15 protein-coding genes are annotated in these 17,458 nt (G+C 69.6%); 6 read left to right on the top strand and 9 right to left on the bottom strand.

Features of this window, described 5'->3' with window-relative positions; translation table 11 throughout:
* Positions 1 to 209 precede the first annotated feature (209 nt).
* Together ACZ48Z_RS41330 and ACZ48Z_RS41325 are read left to right on the top strand one after the other, a co-directional pair.
* Complete coding sequence (locus ACZ48Z_RS41330) at positions 210 to 1,721, top strand: glycoside hydrolase family 43 protein (RefSeq protein ID WP_468741083.1); 1,512 nt, start codon at positions 210 to 212, stop codon at positions 1,719 to 1,721.
* A gap of 100 nt (positions 1,722 to 1,821) precedes the next feature.
* The gene (locus ACZ48Z_RS41325; RefSeq protein WP_468741082.1) at positions 1,822 to 3,567 is read left to right on the top strand and encodes a cellulase family glycosylhydrolase; all 1,746 of its coding nucleotides are present in this window, start codon (positions 1,822 to 1,824) and stop codon (positions 3,565 to 3,567) included.
* A gap of 41 nt (positions 3,568 to 3,608) precedes the next feature.
* Here ACZ48Z_RS41325 and ACZ48Z_RS41320 read toward each other — a convergent pair whose 3' ends face one another.
* From ACZ48Z_RS41320 to ACZ48Z_RS41300, 5 genes are all read right to left on the bottom strand, one after another.
* Positions 3,609 to 4,586: a LacI family DNA-binding transcriptional regulator gene (locus ACZ48Z_RS41320; RefSeq protein WP_468741081.1), complete on the bottom strand. Its 978-nt coding sequence runs from the start codon at positions 4,584 to 4,586 to the stop codon at positions 3,609 to 3,611.
* Between the two features lie 294 nt (positions 4,587 to 4,880).
* Positions 4,881 to 5,408 carry an alpha/beta fold hydrolase gene (locus ACZ48Z_RS41315; RefSeq protein WP_468741080.1) on the bottom strand — a complete coding sequence of 176 codons (528 nt, stop codon included), beginning with the start codon at positions 5,406 to 5,408 and terminating at the stop codon, positions 4,881 to 4,883.
* Between the two features lie 14 nt (positions 5,409 to 5,422).
* Positions 5,423 to 5,572 (bottom strand): hypothetical protein, encoded by a 150-nt coding sequence (locus ACZ48Z_RS41310; RefSeq protein WP_468741079.1) that lies wholly within the window; start codon positions 5,570 to 5,572, stop codon positions 5,423 to 5,425.
* A gap of 48 nt (positions 5,573 to 5,620) precedes the next feature.
* A complete protein-coding gene (locus tag ACZ48Z_RS41305; protein ID WP_468741078.1) occupies positions 5,621 to 6,043 on the bottom strand; it encodes a nuclear transport factor 2 family protein in 423 nt (140 codons plus the stop codon).
* Positions 6,034 to 6,840, bottom strand: a complete 807-nt coding sequence (locus tag ACZ48Z_RS41300; RefSeq protein WP_468741077.1) for an MBL fold metallo-hydrolase — start codon at positions 6,838 to 6,840, stop codon at positions 6,034 to 6,036. The genes ACZ48Z_RS41305 and ACZ48Z_RS41300 overlap by 10 nt, the downstream gene beginning before the upstream one ends.
* A 171-nt stretch (positions 6,841 to 7,011) precedes the next feature.
* Here ACZ48Z_RS41300 and ACZ48Z_RS41295 point away from each other — a divergent pair, with 171 nt between their 5' ends.
* Both ACZ48Z_RS41295 and ACZ48Z_RS41290 read left to right on the top strand, forming a co-directional pair.
* A complete protein-coding gene (locus ACZ48Z_RS41295; protein WP_468741076.1) occupies positions 7,012 to 8,037 on the top strand; it encodes an MFS transporter in 1,026 nt (341 codons plus the stop codon).
* A 708-nt stretch (positions 8,038 to 8,745) separates the two neighbouring features.
* On the top strand, positions 8,746 to 10,287 hold the full coding sequence (locus tag ACZ48Z_RS41290; protein WP_468741075.1) for an RICIN domain-containing protein: 1,542 nt from the start codon (positions 8,746 to 8,748) through the stop codon (positions 10,285 to 10,287).
* Positions 10,288 to 10,392: 105 nt separating this feature from the next.
* On the opposite strand, the gene ACZ48Z_RS41285 is transcribed toward ACZ48Z_RS41290, so the two are convergent.
* From ACZ48Z_RS41285 to ACZ48Z_RS41270, 4 genes are all read right to left on the bottom strand, one after another.
* Positions 10,393 to 12,621, bottom strand: coding sequence for an alpha-L-fucosidase (locus ACZ48Z_RS41285; RefSeq protein ID WP_468741074.1), 2,229 nt, complete (start codon positions 12,619 to 12,621; stop codon positions 10,393 to 10,395).
* A gap of 346 nt (positions 12,622 to 12,967) precedes the next feature.
* Positions 12,968 to 13,147 carry a hypothetical protein gene (locus tag ACZ48Z_RS41280; protein WP_468741073.1) on the bottom strand — a complete coding sequence of 60 codons (180 nt, stop codon included), beginning with the start codon at positions 13,145 to 13,147 and terminating at the stop codon, positions 12,968 to 12,970.
* Positions 13,117 to 13,509: a TetR/AcrR family transcriptional regulator gene (locus ACZ48Z_RS41275; protein WP_468741072.1), complete on the bottom strand. Its 393-nt coding sequence runs from the start codon at positions 13,507 to 13,509 to the stop codon at positions 13,117 to 13,119. Before ACZ48Z_RS41275 ends, ACZ48Z_RS41280 begins: the two co-directional genes overlap by 31 nt.
* Complete coding sequence (locus tag ACZ48Z_RS41270; protein WP_468741071.1) at positions 13,506 to 13,700, bottom strand: nuclear transport factor 2-like protein; 195 nt, start codon at positions 13,698 to 13,700, stop codon at positions 13,506 to 13,508. Before ACZ48Z_RS41270 ends, ACZ48Z_RS41275 begins: the two co-directional genes overlap by 4 nt.
* A 488-nt stretch (positions 13,701 to 14,188) precedes the next feature.
* Here ACZ48Z_RS41270 and ACZ48Z_RS41265 point away from each other — a divergent pair, with 488 nt between their 5' ends.
* Both ACZ48Z_RS41265 and ACZ48Z_RS41260 read left to right on the top strand, forming a co-directional pair.
* Entirely contained in the window at positions 14,189 to 14,641 is a 453-nt protein-coding gene (locus tag ACZ48Z_RS41265; protein WP_468741070.1) for a hypothetical protein, read from the top strand.
* 169 nt (positions 14,642 to 14,810) lie between these two features.
* Positions 14,811 to 17,360 (top strand): CBM35 domain-containing protein, encoded by a 2,550-nt coding sequence (locus tag ACZ48Z_RS41260; RefSeq protein WP_468741069.1) that lies wholly within the window; start codon positions 14,811 to 14,813, stop codon positions 17,358 to 17,360.
* The last annotated feature ends 98 nt before the right edge of the window (positions 17,361 to 17,458 follow it).

The following is a 17,458-nucleotide window of genomic DNA, read 5'->3' as shown; positions in this document are numbered from 1 at the left end:
GTCGGGTCTGCAGGCTGGTCGGGAGGAATTGAAGCGCTTCGACGCTGCCATCGGCTCGATGGGGCTGTCAACGACCAGGCAGTAAGAAAGTTTCTCGTTTTCATTTCTCTTGTTTCGCGAGAAAACCGTGAATACCCTTCACCGCCAGGTGAAGCGCTTCGACGCGCTTCGAACGCACCGATTCTTCCCATCTGTGAGGACTTGACCGAGTGTCAGAACCACTGCGTGCGGTCGCCGGCCCGGCCAACCCCGTCATCCCCGGCTTCCACCCCGACCCCAGCGTCTGCCGCGTCGAGGACGACTACTACCTCGTCTGCTCCAGCTTCGAGTATTTCCCCGGCATCCCCGTCTTCCACAGTCGGGACCTGGTGCACTGGACGCAGATCGGCAACGCCCTGGACCGGCCGAGCCAGTTGCGGCTGCCTGCCGACATGCCGTCCTCGGGCGGGATCTACGCCCCCACCCTGCGCCACCACGACGGTCGCTTCTGGCTGATCGTCACCAACTGCAGTGAGGGCGGCGGCAATCTGATCGTCACCGCCACCGACCCCGCCGGACCGTGGTCGGACCCCGTCCCGGCACCGGGGGTCCCCGGCATCGACCCCGATCTGGCGTGGGACCGGGACGGCACCTGCTGGTGCACGGTCGCGGGCGTCTCGCAGGTCCGCATCGACCCGAACACCGGGCAGACCTACGGCACCCCCCACAGAGTCTGGTCCGGCGGCCCCGGCGCCAAGGCCCCCGAGGCACCGCACCTGTACCGGATCGGCGCGTACTGGTACCTCCTGATCGCCGAGGGCGGCACCGAACGCGGCCACGGCGTGTCGATCGCCCGCGGCACCACGCCGGACGGACCGTTCGAGCCGTGCCCGGACAACCCGGTCCTCACCCACCGCGGCACCGACCACCCCATCCAGAACACCGGGCACGCGGACCTCGTCCAGGCTCCCGACGGCTCCTGGTGGATGGTCCTGCTCGGCGTACGACCGCGCGGCGGCACCCCCGGCTGGCACGTGCTCGGCCGGGAGACCTTCCTGGTACCCGTGACCTGGGTGGACGACTGGCCGGTCGTCGGCGAGGTGCCGTCCGTCCTGCCCGTGCCCGCCTGGCCGCTGGTCCCCGGCCCCGCCGAGGAGGTCCGCGACGACTTCGACCTCGGCGAACTGCGCCCGCAGTGGATCTCCGTGCGTGACCGCCCCGCCGAGAACTGCACCACCAAGGAGCGGTCCGGCTGGCTGACCCTGCGTGCCCGCGGCGGCTCCCTGGACGAGCCCGACGTCGTGTTCGTCGGCCGCCGTCAGCAGCATCCGACCTGCCGGGTGCGCACCCGGACCGATCCGGCCGAGGGCCGCGGTGGGCTCGCCGTCCGCCTGGACGAGGAGCACCACTACGAGATCGAGGCGTCCGAGGGCGAGGTGCGCGTCGTCGGCCGGGCCGGACCGCTGCGCACCGTCGTGGCATCCCGGCCCGTGCCCGCCGGACCCGTGATCCTCGGCCTCGACGTCTCCGACACCACTCCCGACAGCCCCCGCACCGGCCCCGACATCATCACGTTCGGCATCGAGGAGCCGGACGGCACGTTCTGCGCACTCGGCGAGCTCGACGGCCGCTATCTGTCGACCGAGGTGGCCGGCGGCTTCACCGGCCGGGTCATCGGTATGTACGCCGCGGCCGGCACCGTCCACTTCGACTGGTTCGACTACGAGCCGCTCGCGCCCTGAACCAGGGCCCGCTGTCGTCCACGGACGGCCTGTCCTGTCTCGACCGCCATTCCCCCCACGGGCGGAGCGTCCGCTCGGCCGACAGAGAAGGGTCAAGGACATGAAGGGAACGCACGACCGCAGAGGCCGCCCCGGCCGCCTGCTCGGCCTCCTCGTGGCACTGATCGCCGCGATCGGGCCGGCCGGCACCACCGCCTTCGCGGCACCGGCCCACCAGGACGGGTCCGCGGCACTCGGGTACAAGGCGCTGAGCCCCATGAGCGCGGTGGCCGCGATGCAGCCCAGCTGGAACCTCGGCAACACCCTGGACGCCATCCCCGACGAGACGTCCTGGGGCAACCCGGCTGCCACCAAGACCCTGTTGGACACCATCAAGGCCCAGGGCTTCCGCAGCGTCCGCATCCCCGTCACCTGGAGCGGCCACCAGTCCTCCACCGCCCCGTACACGATCGACGCGACCTGGATGAACCGCGTCAAGCAGGTGGTCGACTGGGCCCGGGCCGACGGCCTGTACGTCGTGCTCAACGTCCACCACGACTCGTGGCAGTGGATCTCCTCCATGCCCACCGACCACGACAACGTCCTGGCCCGCTTCAAGGCCACCTGGACCCAGATAGCCGCGAAGTTCAGGGACTCCCCCCAGACCCTGCTCTTCGAGAGCAACAACGAGCCGCAGTTCAACAACACCACCGACGCCCAGGGCATCCAGTACAACGACGAACTGAACACCGTGTTCCACACCGTGGTGCGTCAGTCCGGCGGCAACAACGCGACCCGTCTGCTCGTCCTGCCCACCCTCCACACCAACTCCGGCCAGACCTTCCTGGACGCCCTGTCCAGCGAGATGAAGTCGTTCAACGACCCCAACCTCGTGGTCACCGTGCACTACTACGGCTACTACCCGTTCAGTGTGAACGTCGCGGGCGGCACACGCTTCGACGCCACCTCGCAGCAGGACATGACCGACAACTTCAACCGGCTCCGCGCCACCTTCACCTCCAAGGGAATCCCCGTCTACCTCGGCGAATACGGCCTGCTGGCGTACCCCGACCAGAACCACCCCTCCCGCGTGGAACGGGGTGAGGCCTTCAAGTACTTCGAGCAGTTCGGCAGCGACGCCCGCGCCGCCGGCGTGACCACGGCCCTGTGGGACCCCGGGACCTTCGCCTTCCTCAGCCGCACCACGCTGCAGTGGACCGACCCCGAGCTGATCAACCGGATCAAGTCGAGCTGGACCACCCGCTCGGGAACCGCCTCCTCGGATCAGGTCTTCCTCGCGAAGGGCGGCGCGATCACAGCCCGGACACTCACCCTCAACCCCAACGGCCTCACGTTCCAGGGCCTTTGGCAGGGCAGCACGAAACTCGCCCAGGGCCGGGACTACACCGTCTCCGGCAACCAGCTCACCCTCACGGCCTCCGCGCTGACCCGGCTGGCCGGCAACCGCGCCTACGGGACCAACGCGACGATCGAGGCCAGGTTCTCCGGCGGTCTCCCCTGGCCGATCCGCGTGATCACCCACGACCGTCCGGTGCTGTCCAACGCCGGCGGCAACACCAACGGTCTCACCATCCCGACCCAGTACCGCGGTGACCAGCTGGCGACCATGGAGGCCACCTACGCCGACGGCACCAACGCCGGCCCGGTCAACTGGAGCCCCTACCAGGAGTTCAACGTGTCGTTCAGCCCCGACTACCCGGGCAACGGCCTCGGTCTGACCGCCGACTTCCTCAACTCGCTGCGTGACAACGCGCAGGCGACGCTCGTCTTCCACTTCTGGAGCGGCGCCACCGTGACGTACCGCGTGACGAAGTCCGCAAGCTCGGTGACCGGCACCGTCGGCTGACGGTCACGCCTCGGGTGCCGGACCCGGCGCCCGGGTCCCGGTCAGCTCTTCGGCGGGGCCGTGCTCTCGCGGATGGTGAGGGTGGTGGCGATCTCCACTCCCACCTGGGGCACGTCCTCGCCACGGCCCAGCGCCAGGGCCAGCTCGGTGGCGGCCACCGCCATGTCCGCCAACGGCTGGTGAACGGTGGTCAGCGGCGGGTCCGCCCAGGCCACGGCGGGTACGTCGTCGAAGCCCACCACGCTCAGGTCCTCGGGGATGCTCAGCCCGACCTTGCGTGCGGCCTGGTAGACGCCGAGGGCCTGCATGTCGTTGGCGGTGAAGACGGCGGTGGGGCGGTCGGACCGGGAGAGCAGATCGAGCGCGGCCTCGCAGCCGTGCTCACGGGTGAGGAAGGTCTTGACCACGAGGTCCGGATCCACCGGCAGACCGGCCTCCACGAGAGCGGAGGAGTAACCGCCCTGGCGCGCACGGCAGAAAGGATGGTCGGGTCCGGTGATCATGGCGATGCGCCGGTGTCCCAGGTCGACCAGGTGCCGGGTCGCGGCGTGACCGCCCCTCCAGTTGGTGGCGCCGACGAACGGCACGTCGTCGGGGAGCTCCTCGTTCGGATCGAAGACGACGAACGGGATGCCCTTCGCCCTCAGTTGGTCCCGTTCCCTCTCCGACAACTGGGACACGGACAGCACACACTGCGGGCGCCGTCCGACCGTCTCGTCGATCGTCCTGGTGGGGGTGTCCTGGAGGCCGAACTCCGACACCAGGACACCGATCTTGTTCCGGCGGGCCGCGCGTTCGACACCGCGGATGATCTCCACGGCCCACATGCTCTCCAGCTCGCGGAACACCAGCTCCACGAGATTGCTGCGGCTCTTGGGAGGTTTGCGGTAGCCGTACCGGCTGATCAGTTCCTCGATACGGGCACGGGTCTCGTCGGACACTCCGGACCGGCCGTTGAGCACCTTCGACACGGTGGGCACCGACACACCCGCGGACTCGGCGATGTAGGCGATGGTCACCGCTGCCGGTCCGTCGCCGCGACCGGTCCGCTCCTCGGTGTCCTGCGCGTCATCCGTCGGAGGTGTTTCTGATCGGTTGTCCGGCACGGTCGCCTTTCCCCATCCCCTCGCCCGTTGAAGCCGTCATTCTGGCACCCCGCGCCATCGATGCCGCGAGACCGCGTCCTTGCACGCCCATCAGCGATGCTTTCGCTGCGCAGGTGGAGCCACCGGACTCTCCGGTTCCCGGCCGTGGGGCTGGACGGGACCGACGGCTCCCGGCGTCCGTGAACGCCGGGAGCCGGCCGCCGCGATCTACTTCTCGGCGCGAGCGACCGCCTCCGCGAGGAGGGCGACGACCTCCACGGCGTGCGAGAGGTGCGGGGAGTGCCCGGAGGGAACACGCAGGCTGTGGGCGGCGCGCGCGGCCCACTGTTCCTGGACCGCGGGCGGGAGCGCCGGGTCCTCGGTGGCCACGACATACGTCAGCGGAACGTCGGTCGGTGCGGCGCCCAGCGTCTCGGTGAAGGCGCGCATGCCCTGCCAGTTGAGGCGCTTGACGGCCTCTGCGGTCAGGACGGGATCGACCCCGCTGAAGATGGACTCCTCCGCGTCACCTGCCTTGACGGCGAGCCCGTCGGCGGAGTGGATCCAGGTGGGCGGGAAGCCTCCGCCCATCCACTCCGTCATCGAGGTACCGGCGTCCAGCGCGAAGGCGGCTATGTGGACGAGTTCGGCGACCCGGTCCTCCTCGGCGGCGGCCCAGGTGGCGGGCACACCGCCGTAGGAGTGGGCGGCGAGCACGACGGGCCCGTCGACGGCCTCGATCGCGGCGCGGACCACGGCGACGTCCTCGGTCAGGCCCTGGGCGGCGGCGCTGTCGGGGTTGCTGCTGGCAGCTGCACGGCGCGGGAGGTGATACCGCGGGCGGTGGACCGCTCACACAGCGGGTCGAAGATCCACGGGGTGTGCATCGCGCCGTGGACCAGTACGACGGTCGGGTTCATCAGGTGCGTCCTCAGGTACGAGCGGTGGTGCGGGGTGGGGTGGTGTGGTCAGGGGTTCATGGCGTCGCGGACCAGGGCGGTGTCGACGAACTGCTCGAAGCGCACGATGAGTCCGCCGCGTACGACGAAGTGGTGCGCGACCCGCACATCGATCGCCTTGCCGGTGGCCTTGTTGGCCGCCGTGTAGCGCGCCAGCACCACGACGTTCTCCCCCTCCACGACATACCTGTCGTCATGCGCCGCCCAGCCCTCCCACTCCTTGCCCAGCTGCTCCATCACGTTGGAGGTGACCCCCTCAGGGGTGCGGTAGGTCCCGGCCAGCGGGAACCCGGCCATCTCCGTCCACTCCACATCCGGCGCCAGCGTGGCCCGCAACGCCTCCAGGTCCCCGGCCGCCGAGGCAAGGTACTGACGGCGCACGACATCAGCCGGCGCCGACGACACGGCGAACTCACTCACGGTCAGCCCCACTTCATCTCCCCCTTGGCGACCTTCGCACCGATCTGCGCGGCGATCAGCATGCCGTTACCGGGATAACGCTTGACCAGCGCCTCGGTCAGCGCCGCACCGTCGGCCGCCGCCGCCAGCTCCTCCTCGAACGCGACCAGGTACTCACGGGTCGCCGAGATCGCGGACACATCCGCGGGCGTGTTCGGCAGCCGGTGACCGGGCACCACCAGCTCCGGGTCCAGGGCGGCCATCTCGTCCAGCAGAGTGATCCAGGCGGCGCGGTCACCGGGGGTGGGGGTGTCGGCGACCCAGACGTGCTCCTGCTGAAAGAGCAGCACCCCGCCCAGCAGGGCGCGGGACTCCGCCTGCCACAGGTAGTGCCGGTCGGGCAGACCGGCCGGGCCGCCCCTCAGCTCGAAGAGGTGGCCCTCCAGGGTGAGGTCGCCGGTGAGCGGGGTGAGGGCGACCAGACGGGTGGGCAGGTTCGCACCCAGCGCCGACCACGCCTTCAGCTTGCCCTCGTAGGAGTCCTGGATGTGCTCGATGACCAGCGGGGTCGCCACGAACACCGCGTCGGGAAACGCGTCCGCGATCACCTCGGCACCGAAGTAGAAGTCGGGGTCGGCATGGCTGACGAAGACCGTGCTCAACGTCTTGCCGGAGTCCAGGATCTCGGCCGCCAGCCGGTGACCGTCCGCGCGAGTGAACGCGGCATCCACCAGCAACGCCTCACTCTCACCGGTGACCAGCGTCGCGGTCTTGTTCCTGGATCCAGCCGGAAAGTCCAGATCCAGGACCTTGAAGGACAGGGTGCTCATGCTCGGCTCCTCGCAGCGAAATGGTGGGACGGTTCCAGGAAAGGGCCGCCGGCCGCCGGCCGCACCTCGGAGGGGGCTCATGAGACCAACCGCAGGCGGCGTCAGAGGCCTCGGGAAAATCCGCACCGCGGACGCCTTTCCGGAACGGCATCCACCATTTCCCTCGGCACCATGGCCCGCAAGGTGGAAGCAGGACACGCGGTGGTGAAACGACGACAGACACGTCGAGGGGGAAGCAGCACCGCAGGGAGTCACCCCGGAGACGACCGCACCGAGGCGGCGTACCTGACCTTCTCCTTCGCCCGGCAGATCGTCCGGGTCACTCCCGGCGGCCGACCGCACGTCCTGGCCACGCTGCCCGCCCCGGCCAAGGCGAGCACCCCCAACCTGGGCAGGGCATTCGTCGGAGGCATCGCCCGCGCCGACGACGGCACCCCGTACGTCACCTACGCCACCGGCACCGCCGACCTCACCGGCATCTGGGCCGTACGCCCCGGTGGCCGCCCGCACCGCATCGCCGCCCTGCCCGCCGACGGACTGCCCAACGGCCTCGCCCTCGACCAGCACGCCAAGAAGGTCTACGTCACGGACTCCGTGCCCGGTGTCATCTACCGGCTGCCCGCACACGGCGGAAAGGCCACCGTCTGGGCCGAGGGCACGCAGCCGATCCTCGCCCCCGTGCTCGGCGCCCAACTGCTGCGCCTGACCTCCTGGCGCGGCGTGTTCGTCACCCTCACCCTGCTGGGCCTGATCGTCCTGGCGGCCACCGCCGCGCTGCTGACCGAGACCCTGCCGGCCGGCCGGCGCCGTCGAGGGGGACTTCCCGACACCCTGCGCACGATGCGCGGCCTCGTCGGCGACGGGCGCTTCTCGGGCTATCTGCTCACCGGCAGCCTCGGCTTCGCCGCCCTGTTCGCCTACATCGCCGGCTCTCCCTTCACCCTGCAGGAGGTCTACGGCGCCTCCCCGCAGACGTACAGCCTGCTCTTCGCCCTCAACTCGGTCGGCATGGTCGCCACCGGGCAGCTCAACGGCAAGTGGCTCCTCGGACGCTTCCCCTCGTTCCGCATCCTGGCGACGGGACTTGCCGTGTGGTCGCCGCGGGCACCGCCCTGGTCGTCCTGGCCGCCTTCACGCATGCGGGCCTGCCGTGGATCGCCACCGCGCTGTTCTTCGCGGCCTGCCCGGTCGGCATGATCCTGCCCACCACCACGGCCCTGTCCCTTCAGCGTGCCCCGCACGCCGCGGGCAGTGCATCGGCACTCCTGGGCACCACACAGTTCCTCATGGGCGCCGTCGCCCCGGCCCTGGCCGGTCTCGGCGGCCAGGGCACCGCACTGCCCATGGCCCTGTCGGTGCTGGGCCTCGCCCTGGCCGCGGCGGGCTGTTTCCTGGTCCTGTGCCGCCCGTGGCGTCCGGCTGCGGACCCGGTGAGCTGGAGGAGCGGGCCGCCCTGTCGCACTCGTTCGCGTCTATGCCCACCTCGGGGCGATGACGCACTTCCCGTTCTTTTTCTCCGCTTTTGGGAGATGCAGGGGCGGACATATTGGATCCACCGCATCCGCCCTTTCCCCCAACTCACGTGCGGCACCTGGACCTTGGGGTCAAATGATCATCGATTTCGAAGCGCCCGAATCCGTCCCCCCTTCCCGGCACTTGGTCACCATTTCCAATAGACCAGCGAGCTACCGTCGGTAACATTTCGAATTCCCAAGACTTTGAAGATGAGTCAGTGGAAGTTCTTGTTTCCTGTGTGGCGTACATGCGAAGGTGAGGCTCCCCTTAGGGCAGCCGCGGCTTGACCAGCCGAACAGGCTGCCCTGCAGGTATGCACCAATCACTCCCCGCTTTCCGACAGGGCGTCAATTGGCATGCCATTCTGCGCCTGGAAAGGAAATTGGTTACGTGCCGTCCCCCTACCCCCCACGCCCGCCGCACCCGCCCCGCCCCGGACTGACCCCGGGAGAATCGGACCGGGACCTCTTCACCCAACTGAGCGGCCAGGACACCGAACGACAGCACGCCACGGCCCTACTCCTCGCCCGGCACTGGTCGTCGGCCCGCGACTACGCCCTGCTCTGCCTGGCCACCGCGACAGCCGCAGCCCCGCTCGCGGCGACCAGCGCCTTCCACCAGGTACTCAACCGGTTCGAGGACGGCACCCCCGACGGAGCACTGCGCCCGCAACTCCTCGTGGCCGTGCGCGAGACCGTCCGCGCCTGGGCCGCGGACGACGGAGCCTGCGCGGCCATGCCGGAGCTCCGCAAACCCACCGGCGGCCGCGGTCTGCACACGGCGAAACCCGGGGTAGCCACGAGCCGGAAACTCGCGGAACGCGCCTTCGTGGCGCTGCCCGCAATTTCCCAATGCCTGTTGTGGCACACCGAGGTCGAGGCTGAACCCATAGACATACCAGCCGGTTTGTCGGGATTCGACACGGTCACCGCGACCAGTGCGTTGGGGCAAGCCCGCGAACAATTCCGGGCGGGTGTCGTACGCGCGCACAGGGAACTGGCACCGTCCTCGGAATGCCGCTTCCACAACCGTCTCATCGACGTCGCCGCGCGCAGGGACGGCACACTGCCCACCGATGCCCGTCTGCATCTGGGGCAATGCCCGCACTGCCGGCATGCTCTTGAGCAACTCGCTTGTTTCGAGGGCGGTTTGGAAGTTCTGCTCGCTGATGCCGTGCTCGGCTGGGGCGGTCGCCGCTATGTCGCCTCACGGCCGGGCCGCAGCAACCCCGCGGACTGGTCGGCCACGGAGGCGACGGCCACCTCGACGGCCGGCCGCCGGCACCGGACCGGAGCGGACGGCAGACACCGTACGGCGGCGGCCGTCGGTGCGGGTCTCACCTCGCTCGCCCTGCTGGCGGTCGTCCTGGCCGCGCGGGGCTGGTCCGACGACGGCCAAGGCATGCCCGGTGTCCCCGACTGGGGGGTCCCCGCCGGCGTCTCGACGAGCCCCGACCCCAGCGCGCTGCCCGTCGACGCAGCCCCGTCCTCCGCTTCCCTGTCGGAGCCCGGGACGACCACCGACGGCAGTCTGCGCAATGCCGCCACCGGGCTCTGCCTGGACGTGGCCGGCCCGGTCGACTCCGGGGCCGAAGCCCGTCTGGCGCGGTGTTCGTCCGCCGTGTCCCAGCAGTGGTCGTACGAGTTCGACGGCACGCTGCGCAGCGGCGCCGACCCGTCCCTGTGCCTGGCCACCGACCCCGGCGGTCCGCGCGTGCGCCTCGCTTCCTGCACGGACCGGCCCGACCAGGTGTCGTACGTCCTGACCGGCAGCGGGGAACTCCTGCCGGACCGCCACCAGGGTCTCGCCCTGGCCGCCGAGTCCGGTACGGAGACCCGGCACGTGGTGGCGACGCCTCGCGACGGGTCGGGGGAACAGCAATGGGCGTTCCAGGAGGCACGTCCGGAAAGCGGCTCCGACTCCCTTACGTAGCAGGCTGGTTGGGGACCGCCAGATGCTCGTTCTGGTCGCGGAGACCCAGTGGCCGCCCGCGGTGTCCTTCCGCGCGGGCGGCCGCCTGTAGCACCGGAGTGCGCCTCACAGGGCGGTGAAGGTCCACATCAGGTTGGTGCTGCCGTCGTACGTCCACTGCTTGGTGAGGGAACCCGAGGCCACGTTGCCGCCCCCGTCGAGGACCAGACCGGTGGTGCGGTTGGCGATCGAGTAACGGCCGTCGCCCCGATGGGTGATCGTCCACTGCTGGTTGCTGCCGCCGTTCCACGGTGCCTGGCGAGCGGCGGCGCCGTCGGCCGCGTCACCCCAGCCGTCGGCGACCATGCCGTTGGCGACGTTGACCAGCTTGTAGTAGCCGTCACCGGCCTCGACCGCCCGCCACTGGAGGTTGGGGCTACCGTCCCAGGCCCACTGCTTGAGGTTCGCGCCCGACGCGACGGCGCCGCCACTGTCCAGGGCGAGCCCGTCCGTGACGTTGGTGATCCGGAAGGAGGTGGACGGGCTGAACTGCACCTTCAGCGAGACGATCTTGTTGCTGCCGGTGGTCCGGAGATCGCGGGTGTCGGCGGTGAACGTCCAGGAGGTCCCGGTGAAGTCGTCGCCGGAGAAACCGATCACCTGGTAACCCGGCGCGAGCCGCAGGGAGGAGAGGCTACGGCGGTCCAGACCGGCGAGTCGCAGGTCGTCGCTGCCGTACTCACCGGCGGCAAGGACCGCGCCGACCCCGCGGTAGTCCGCCTCGGGAAAGGCCACGGCGCCGCGCAGCGGCCGCAGCCCGGGAATGCCGTCGGAGAACCGGAACTTCAGGACGTACGCCTGCGCGCTGAAGGGCGCCGCCGACGGCAGCGTCACACGCAGCCCCGTGGAGTCCTGCACCGGTTCGGCCAGGGTGACACAGCGCCCCTTGTCGGCATGGAGCAACTGCACCGACTTCAGCGACTTCAGGTCGATACGGTCCGAGTTGAGGGTGCTGATCGTCAGGGAACTGCCGGGCCACCCCAGGACGGTGGCGTACAGAACGGTGTTGGCCTTGTCACGGGTGAAGCGGATGTCCTGGGGTGTACCGGCGGTCGGCTTGGTGAAGGCGCCGCCGCCCATCTTCGTCGGGCCCTCGCCGTACGCCGTCCAGGCCCGGGTCCCGTACACCGACTCGCCGAAGTGCTTCAGGTAGTCGCCGATGCCCAACAGGACGTCCTTCTGCGCCTGGGGGATGGTGCCGTCGGTCTTCGGCGCGATGTTCAGCAGTACGTTGCCGTTCTTGCTGACCCGGTCGATGAACGAGTGGAGCATCTGCTGGACGCTGTAGTAGCCGATGCCCTGCGTGTAGCACCAGCTGGAATCGGAGATGCTGTCGTCGGTCAGCCAGTAGGGGGCGGTGAGGTCGGCCGGGCCGCCGCGCTCGTAGTCGAAGACCTCGCCCTTCCCGTTCATCCCGTCCTTGTAGGTGGCGACGACCTGCTTGCCCCACTTGTCGGCCTGGTTGTAGTAGTACGACAGGAAGTTCAGCCGCTGCTGTTCGTCGACCTTGTCCAGCGTGAAGTCCTGCCAGATGATGTCGGGCTTCGCCCGGTCGATGACCTCTTTGAGCTTGTCGAACCAGAGCTGGTTCTCCGCCGCCGAACCGAGTTGCCCGTAGAGCTTTTTCAGGCTGGGGTCGGTCTGTGCGGGCACGTGGTCGTAGAAGCCGTTCATGTTGTACGCGTGGTGCATCGCCACCAGCAGCTTCAGCCCCTTGGCGCGAATTGCCTTGGTGAACAGGTGCAGCAGGTCGAGCTTCGGTCCCTTGGCCACCGAGTTCCACTCGTTGACCCGGCTGTCCCACATCGAGTAGCCGTCGTGGTGCTCGGCGACGGGGCCGGCGAATCGTGCGCCCGCGTCCACGAACAACTGCACCCACTCGTCGGGGTCGAAGTTGCCGCCCGCCGACTTCAGCCTGGGCGCGAACTGCGCGGTGTTGCCCGCGAGGTCCTTCGCCCCGTTGATGAAGTCGTGGTACGGCCAGACCGAGGGTGGGCCGTAGGTGGCTGTGTGGTGGGTGTTGGCCGCAGTGCCGTCGATGTACATGTTGCGCGGGTACCACTCGTTGTCGTAGGCCGGCACGGCGAAGACACCCCAGTGGAAGTAGATGCCGAACTTTGCATCCTTGAACCACTCCGGAGCCGGCGGGTGCTGGTCCACCGAGTCCCAGTCGGGCGTGTAGGTCGGGGGCGCTGCCTGGGCGTCACTGATGCCGATCACTCCTCCTGCGACTGTCGCCGCGGCCACGCCTGTCGCGCCGGCGAGGAACTGGCGCCTGTTGGTCGAACTCGACATGAGCATCCCTGGTGCGGAGGGGAAGGGGGTGCACTCGACGGGCTGGATCGCCCCGGTGCCACGAATGAAGTTCGACCATGCCGACCACTCGTGTCAACAGCCGCGCATGCGATTGATGGGATGGATTTCTTCCAGTCGCACATTGTCGGTATCGAAATAGCTCACTCTGCCCGTATCCTGCCGTCGATCCCGCCGACGCTGGCCACTGGTCGGCGGTAAACCTTGTCACACATCCCATGTCTCGACCGGCCCGAAGAGCGTTGGCCTGCCTCCCGCCCCCTGGACTTCGCGACTTCCCCGCACCAGGTACGCCCGCCCGGCCTGTCAATCGAGGCGTACGACCGCCTCAGTGGCCGTCCGGCGGGGCGGCAAGCTCGAGGATCCAGGCGCTCCAAGCCGTGTCCGCCCGGCGCTCGGGAAGTTCGAGCAGCTCGGAGACCGTCAGGACCAGACCGGTGGCGAAGAACGTGCGCACCTGCAGCCCGTCCGCCCCCGTCAACCGCGCGACGGACGCCTGGAGGTCCATCTGGCGCCGCCGCACCTCCAACCGGACCGTCTCGTCGGCGGCCGCCGCGTAGGCCTACGCCCCACGGTGTGTTCACGCCGCAGCAGGCGTCGGTACGCGTCACCGAGCGCCGACAGAGTGGGCTCGGCCCCGGCGAACGTCACGTCGACGCGATCGAAGGCGGCGTGCACGACCGCGAGAAACAGGCTGCGCTTGGAGCCGAACATCTGCACGACACGCGGATGCGAGATGCCCACTCGTGCGGCGATGGCCTCCAGCCGCGTACCCGCCAGGCCGTTCACCGCGAACTCGACGCCGGCCGCGTCCATGATCTCGGTGCGGCGCTGCCACGCCGGCTTGCGTACACGGGGGGCCTCGTTCACGCCGGGACCGGCGTCGACGCGGCTTCGATCTGGGCCGGCACGGACTTGTGGTCGTACAGGCACCGGTAGGCCCGGATGAGGCCGTCCTCACCCAGTTCCACCCGGTCGTCGCCGTGGAACTCCACGCGCTGGCCGGTGCCCGCGAGCGTGCCGGAGAAACGCCAGGCGACCAGCACCGCACGACGGGTCACCTCCCCGTACAGGCCCACCGAGTGAAGGCGTAGTCCGGGAACAGGGCCGCCATGTGATGGACGAACCCGCGGAAGAGTTAGGGCACTTGTACAAGCTCACCCGGCCGCCCTCGCCGACGTTCACCGCCGGTCACTGTCACCGATCACGGACAGCAGTCACCGGGGGCCCTGGCCGCACGGAGCCCCACCTGACACCACGACCAGACACGCAGTCCCTCAGTCCGCCCCAGTGGAAGTGGTCAACTTTTTTCCCTCCCGCAGAACAGGCCACACCGAGGCAGCCCTCGCGGGCCTGAGCTGCGCACTCCGCCCAACGGTCGGGGCGGGCCGACACCACCTGCGCGACTCGGAGTGTGAATCCCATGTGTCCGTCTCTTGACGCCCACGTTGTGACCGCTCACAATCCTGGCATGCATGTGACCGGTCACAAAGATGCGACAGGCCTCTCCTGCTCCTCCACGTCGCGGTTCGTCGAGGGACACGCGAGCGTGAACGAAGAGCCCCAGGAGCAGGCCCGGACAGCCGTCGGGGCGCTGGGCTGCAGTCGCGACGCGACCGCCCTCGCACCGTTCGCCGACGTGACCCGGTCCGCCAGCGTCCTCGTGTCCGGCATCGGCCCCGCTGGCTGCGCGACCACCCGGCAGGGCCCTGTGGTGGCACCCCGCAGCACAGAACAGCGACGGTTCCTGGAAGCCGCCTGCGCCTCCCCTCCCCCGCTGTCCGGCAGGAGCCGGGGCCCGGAGGCCGGCACGAAGGTCACCAGGAAGCAGTACGTCACCACGGTCATGAGCATCAGTGCCGGTGAGAGCGACGACCTCGCAGCCATCGCCCTCGCCATGCCACCCCCCACCCCGCCCCCGGCGACCTGGATGCGGTGCCCCGGCCGCTCAGCCGCACCCAGGTCGCCGGCCCCCAGCCTTACCTCGGCCACCGGCATCTGAGCTCCGCCCACGCGGTGGCGACGAGCCCTACACGGTGTTCGTCCTCGTCACCCTCCGGCGCCGCGCCGTCTCCGGCATCACCAGCGGCACCGTCAAGTACCCCCGGCCCACGCCGGATCCACCCAGCCCCGCACGCCTCCCGCAACGCCGCGGGAGGAGGAGGACCGTCATGCCTCGAACAGCCAGCAGATCCGGACGCTTCCGCACCCTCGTGGGCGTGGGCGTCGTCGCCGCAGCCCTCGCGGGTACGGCTCTGACCATCCCCGCCGCGCAAGCGGCGACACCCCAGCTGACGGTGGACCTCGGCCGGACCACCGGCGCCGTCATGCACGGCGCCAACGGAACCCTCTACGGCCTCAGCGACGACGGCGTTCCCGGCGACAGTCTGCTCGACCCTCTGCACATGACCTCGATCGTGCAGAAGGCGCCCGACGGCCTGCAGCACCCCAACGGCGACGCGTTGACGGTCAAGCCCGCCTACGACCGTGCCGGTGGCGGCGAGGTCCAGATCTACATGCAGGACTACTACTCCCAGTGGCCCTACGAGAACCTCGGCCTGGCCGACTACCTGGCCAAGGTCGACACCATGGTCCGCAAGGTCGCCGCCCGCCCCGACGCGGACGACTTCGTGTGGGTGCCGTTCAACGAGCCCGACGGAATCTGGTACCAGGGCCTGGGCAGCTCCGACACCGCCACGTACACCAGCACGCGTGACAGGTTCGAGAGCGACTGGGCCACCGTCTACAAGAAGATCCGCTCGATCATCCCGGACGCCCGGATCGCCGGCCCCAACGAGACCCACTACGACGCCCGCCTCATGGCCGACTTCTACCCGTGGGCGAAGGACAACAACGTCCTGCCGGACGTCACCACCTGGCACGAGCTGGACCCCGGCTCCCTGGCCAACTTCGAGTCCAACCTCGCCGCCTACCGGACCATCGAGAAGAACGCCGGCATCACCGCGCGGCCGGTCAGCATCAACGAGTACGCCAACCGGCGCGACCAGTCCGTCCCCGGGCAGATGGTCCAGTGGCTGTCGATGTTCGAACGGAACAAGGTCTACGCCGACCAGGCGTACTGGAACGTCGCGGGCAACCTCAACGACAACGCCGTCCAGACCAACATCCCCAACGGCAGCTGGTGGCTGCTGCGCTGGTACGCGGGCCTGACCGGCAAGACCGTCGCGACGACCCCGCCGCAGGCCAACACCATCGACACCCTGCAGGGCATCGGGTCACTGGACACGCGCCGCAAGCAGGCCCAGGTCCTCCTCGGCGGCACCTCCGGCTCCGTCGACACCGTGCTCCAGCACATACCGGCCTCCTTCGGACACAAGGTCGACGTGACCGTGGAGCGCGTCGGCTGGAGCGGCTACGAGGGCGCCGCCGCACCGAGCGTGGTCTCCCGCGCCACCCTCGCCGTCAGCAAGGACCACGGTGTCACCGTGCCGCTGACCGGCCTGGACCCCATGGCCGCCTACCGCGTCACCGTCAACCCGGCCGGCCACGGCACGCCCACCACGGCGAGCCTGCCCTGGTCGGCGTCGTACGAGGCCGAGAACGCCACGATCACAGCGGGCACGGTCTACTCCCAGGGTTCGCGTTCCAACCCGTACGGCTTCGCGACCTCCGGCACCAAGGACGTGGGCAGCCTCAACCAGCCGAACAGCAAGGTCGCCTTCACCGTCACCGTGCCGAAGGCGGGCACGTACGACCTGGACGTCTTCTACGGCAACCAGTCCGGCACCCCCTCCACCCAGACCCTCACGGTGGACGGCGACTCCCCGGTGGACCTCACCTACGGGTCCACCCTGAACTGGACCTACCGCTCCATCGTGCGCACCCCGGTCACCCTGTCCGCCGGCACCCACACCCTGGCCCTGGCCAAGGGCACCAGCGAGGTCACCCTCGACAAGATCGACCTCACCGCGTCGCAGACACCGCAGGCCGTCTACCCGGCGACATACGCCGACATCACCGGCTCGCCGTCGTACGACTACTCCACCTCGGGCGTCAGCGGCGCCGGCGCCCTGGTGTTGCGCAAGGGCGACAAGGCCGTCTTCGACGTCAGCGCACCGGCCGACGGGTACTACACGGTGCGGGCCGACTACACCGGCCGCGGCACCCTGAGCCTCGACGGTGCCACCGCCGCCACGCTGACACCGGCAAAGGGGAAGGACACGGGCAAGCCCCTGAGGCTGTACCTGTCGGCGGGCAACAACCGCATCACCGCCGCCGCCCAGGGCTCCGACCGGCTCTCCCTGCGCGACCTGCGTGTCACCGGCGCGCCGAGCACGGAGGGCGTGACCGCCTACGAGGCCGAGGACGGCACCCTCGCGGGCAACGCGGCCGTGGCCGGCAATGCCTGGACCTCGGGCGGCAAGTACGTCGGCGACATCGGCAACGGCTCGGGCAACACTCTCACCCTGCCCGTGAAGGCCACCAAGGCCGGCCGGTACGTGCTGAGTGTCCGCTACGCCAACAACCAGGTCTCCGGCTCCGGGAACTACAACACCAACGTCGTCTCCCGGGCGGCCGACATCACCGTCAACGGCACCACGCAGACGGTCATGTTCCGCAACAGCTACAGCTGGTCCAACTACTGGTACCTGCCGGTTCCGGTCACCCTCAAGGCCGGCACCAACACCGTCTCCTTCGGCAACGCCTCGGCGTACGCGCCGGACATCGACCGGATCACGGTCGCACCGCTGAACGGCTGACGCCGTCGGGCCCGGGGGGGGGGGGGGGGGGGGGGGGGCGGGGGGGGGGGGGGGGGGGGGGGGGGGGGGGGGGGGGGGGGGGGGGGGGGGGGGGGGGT

It is taken from the genome of Streptomyces sp. NPDC031225 (assembly GCF_055570355.1).
This window is presented reverse-complemented; position numbering and strand designations above follow the sequence as displayed.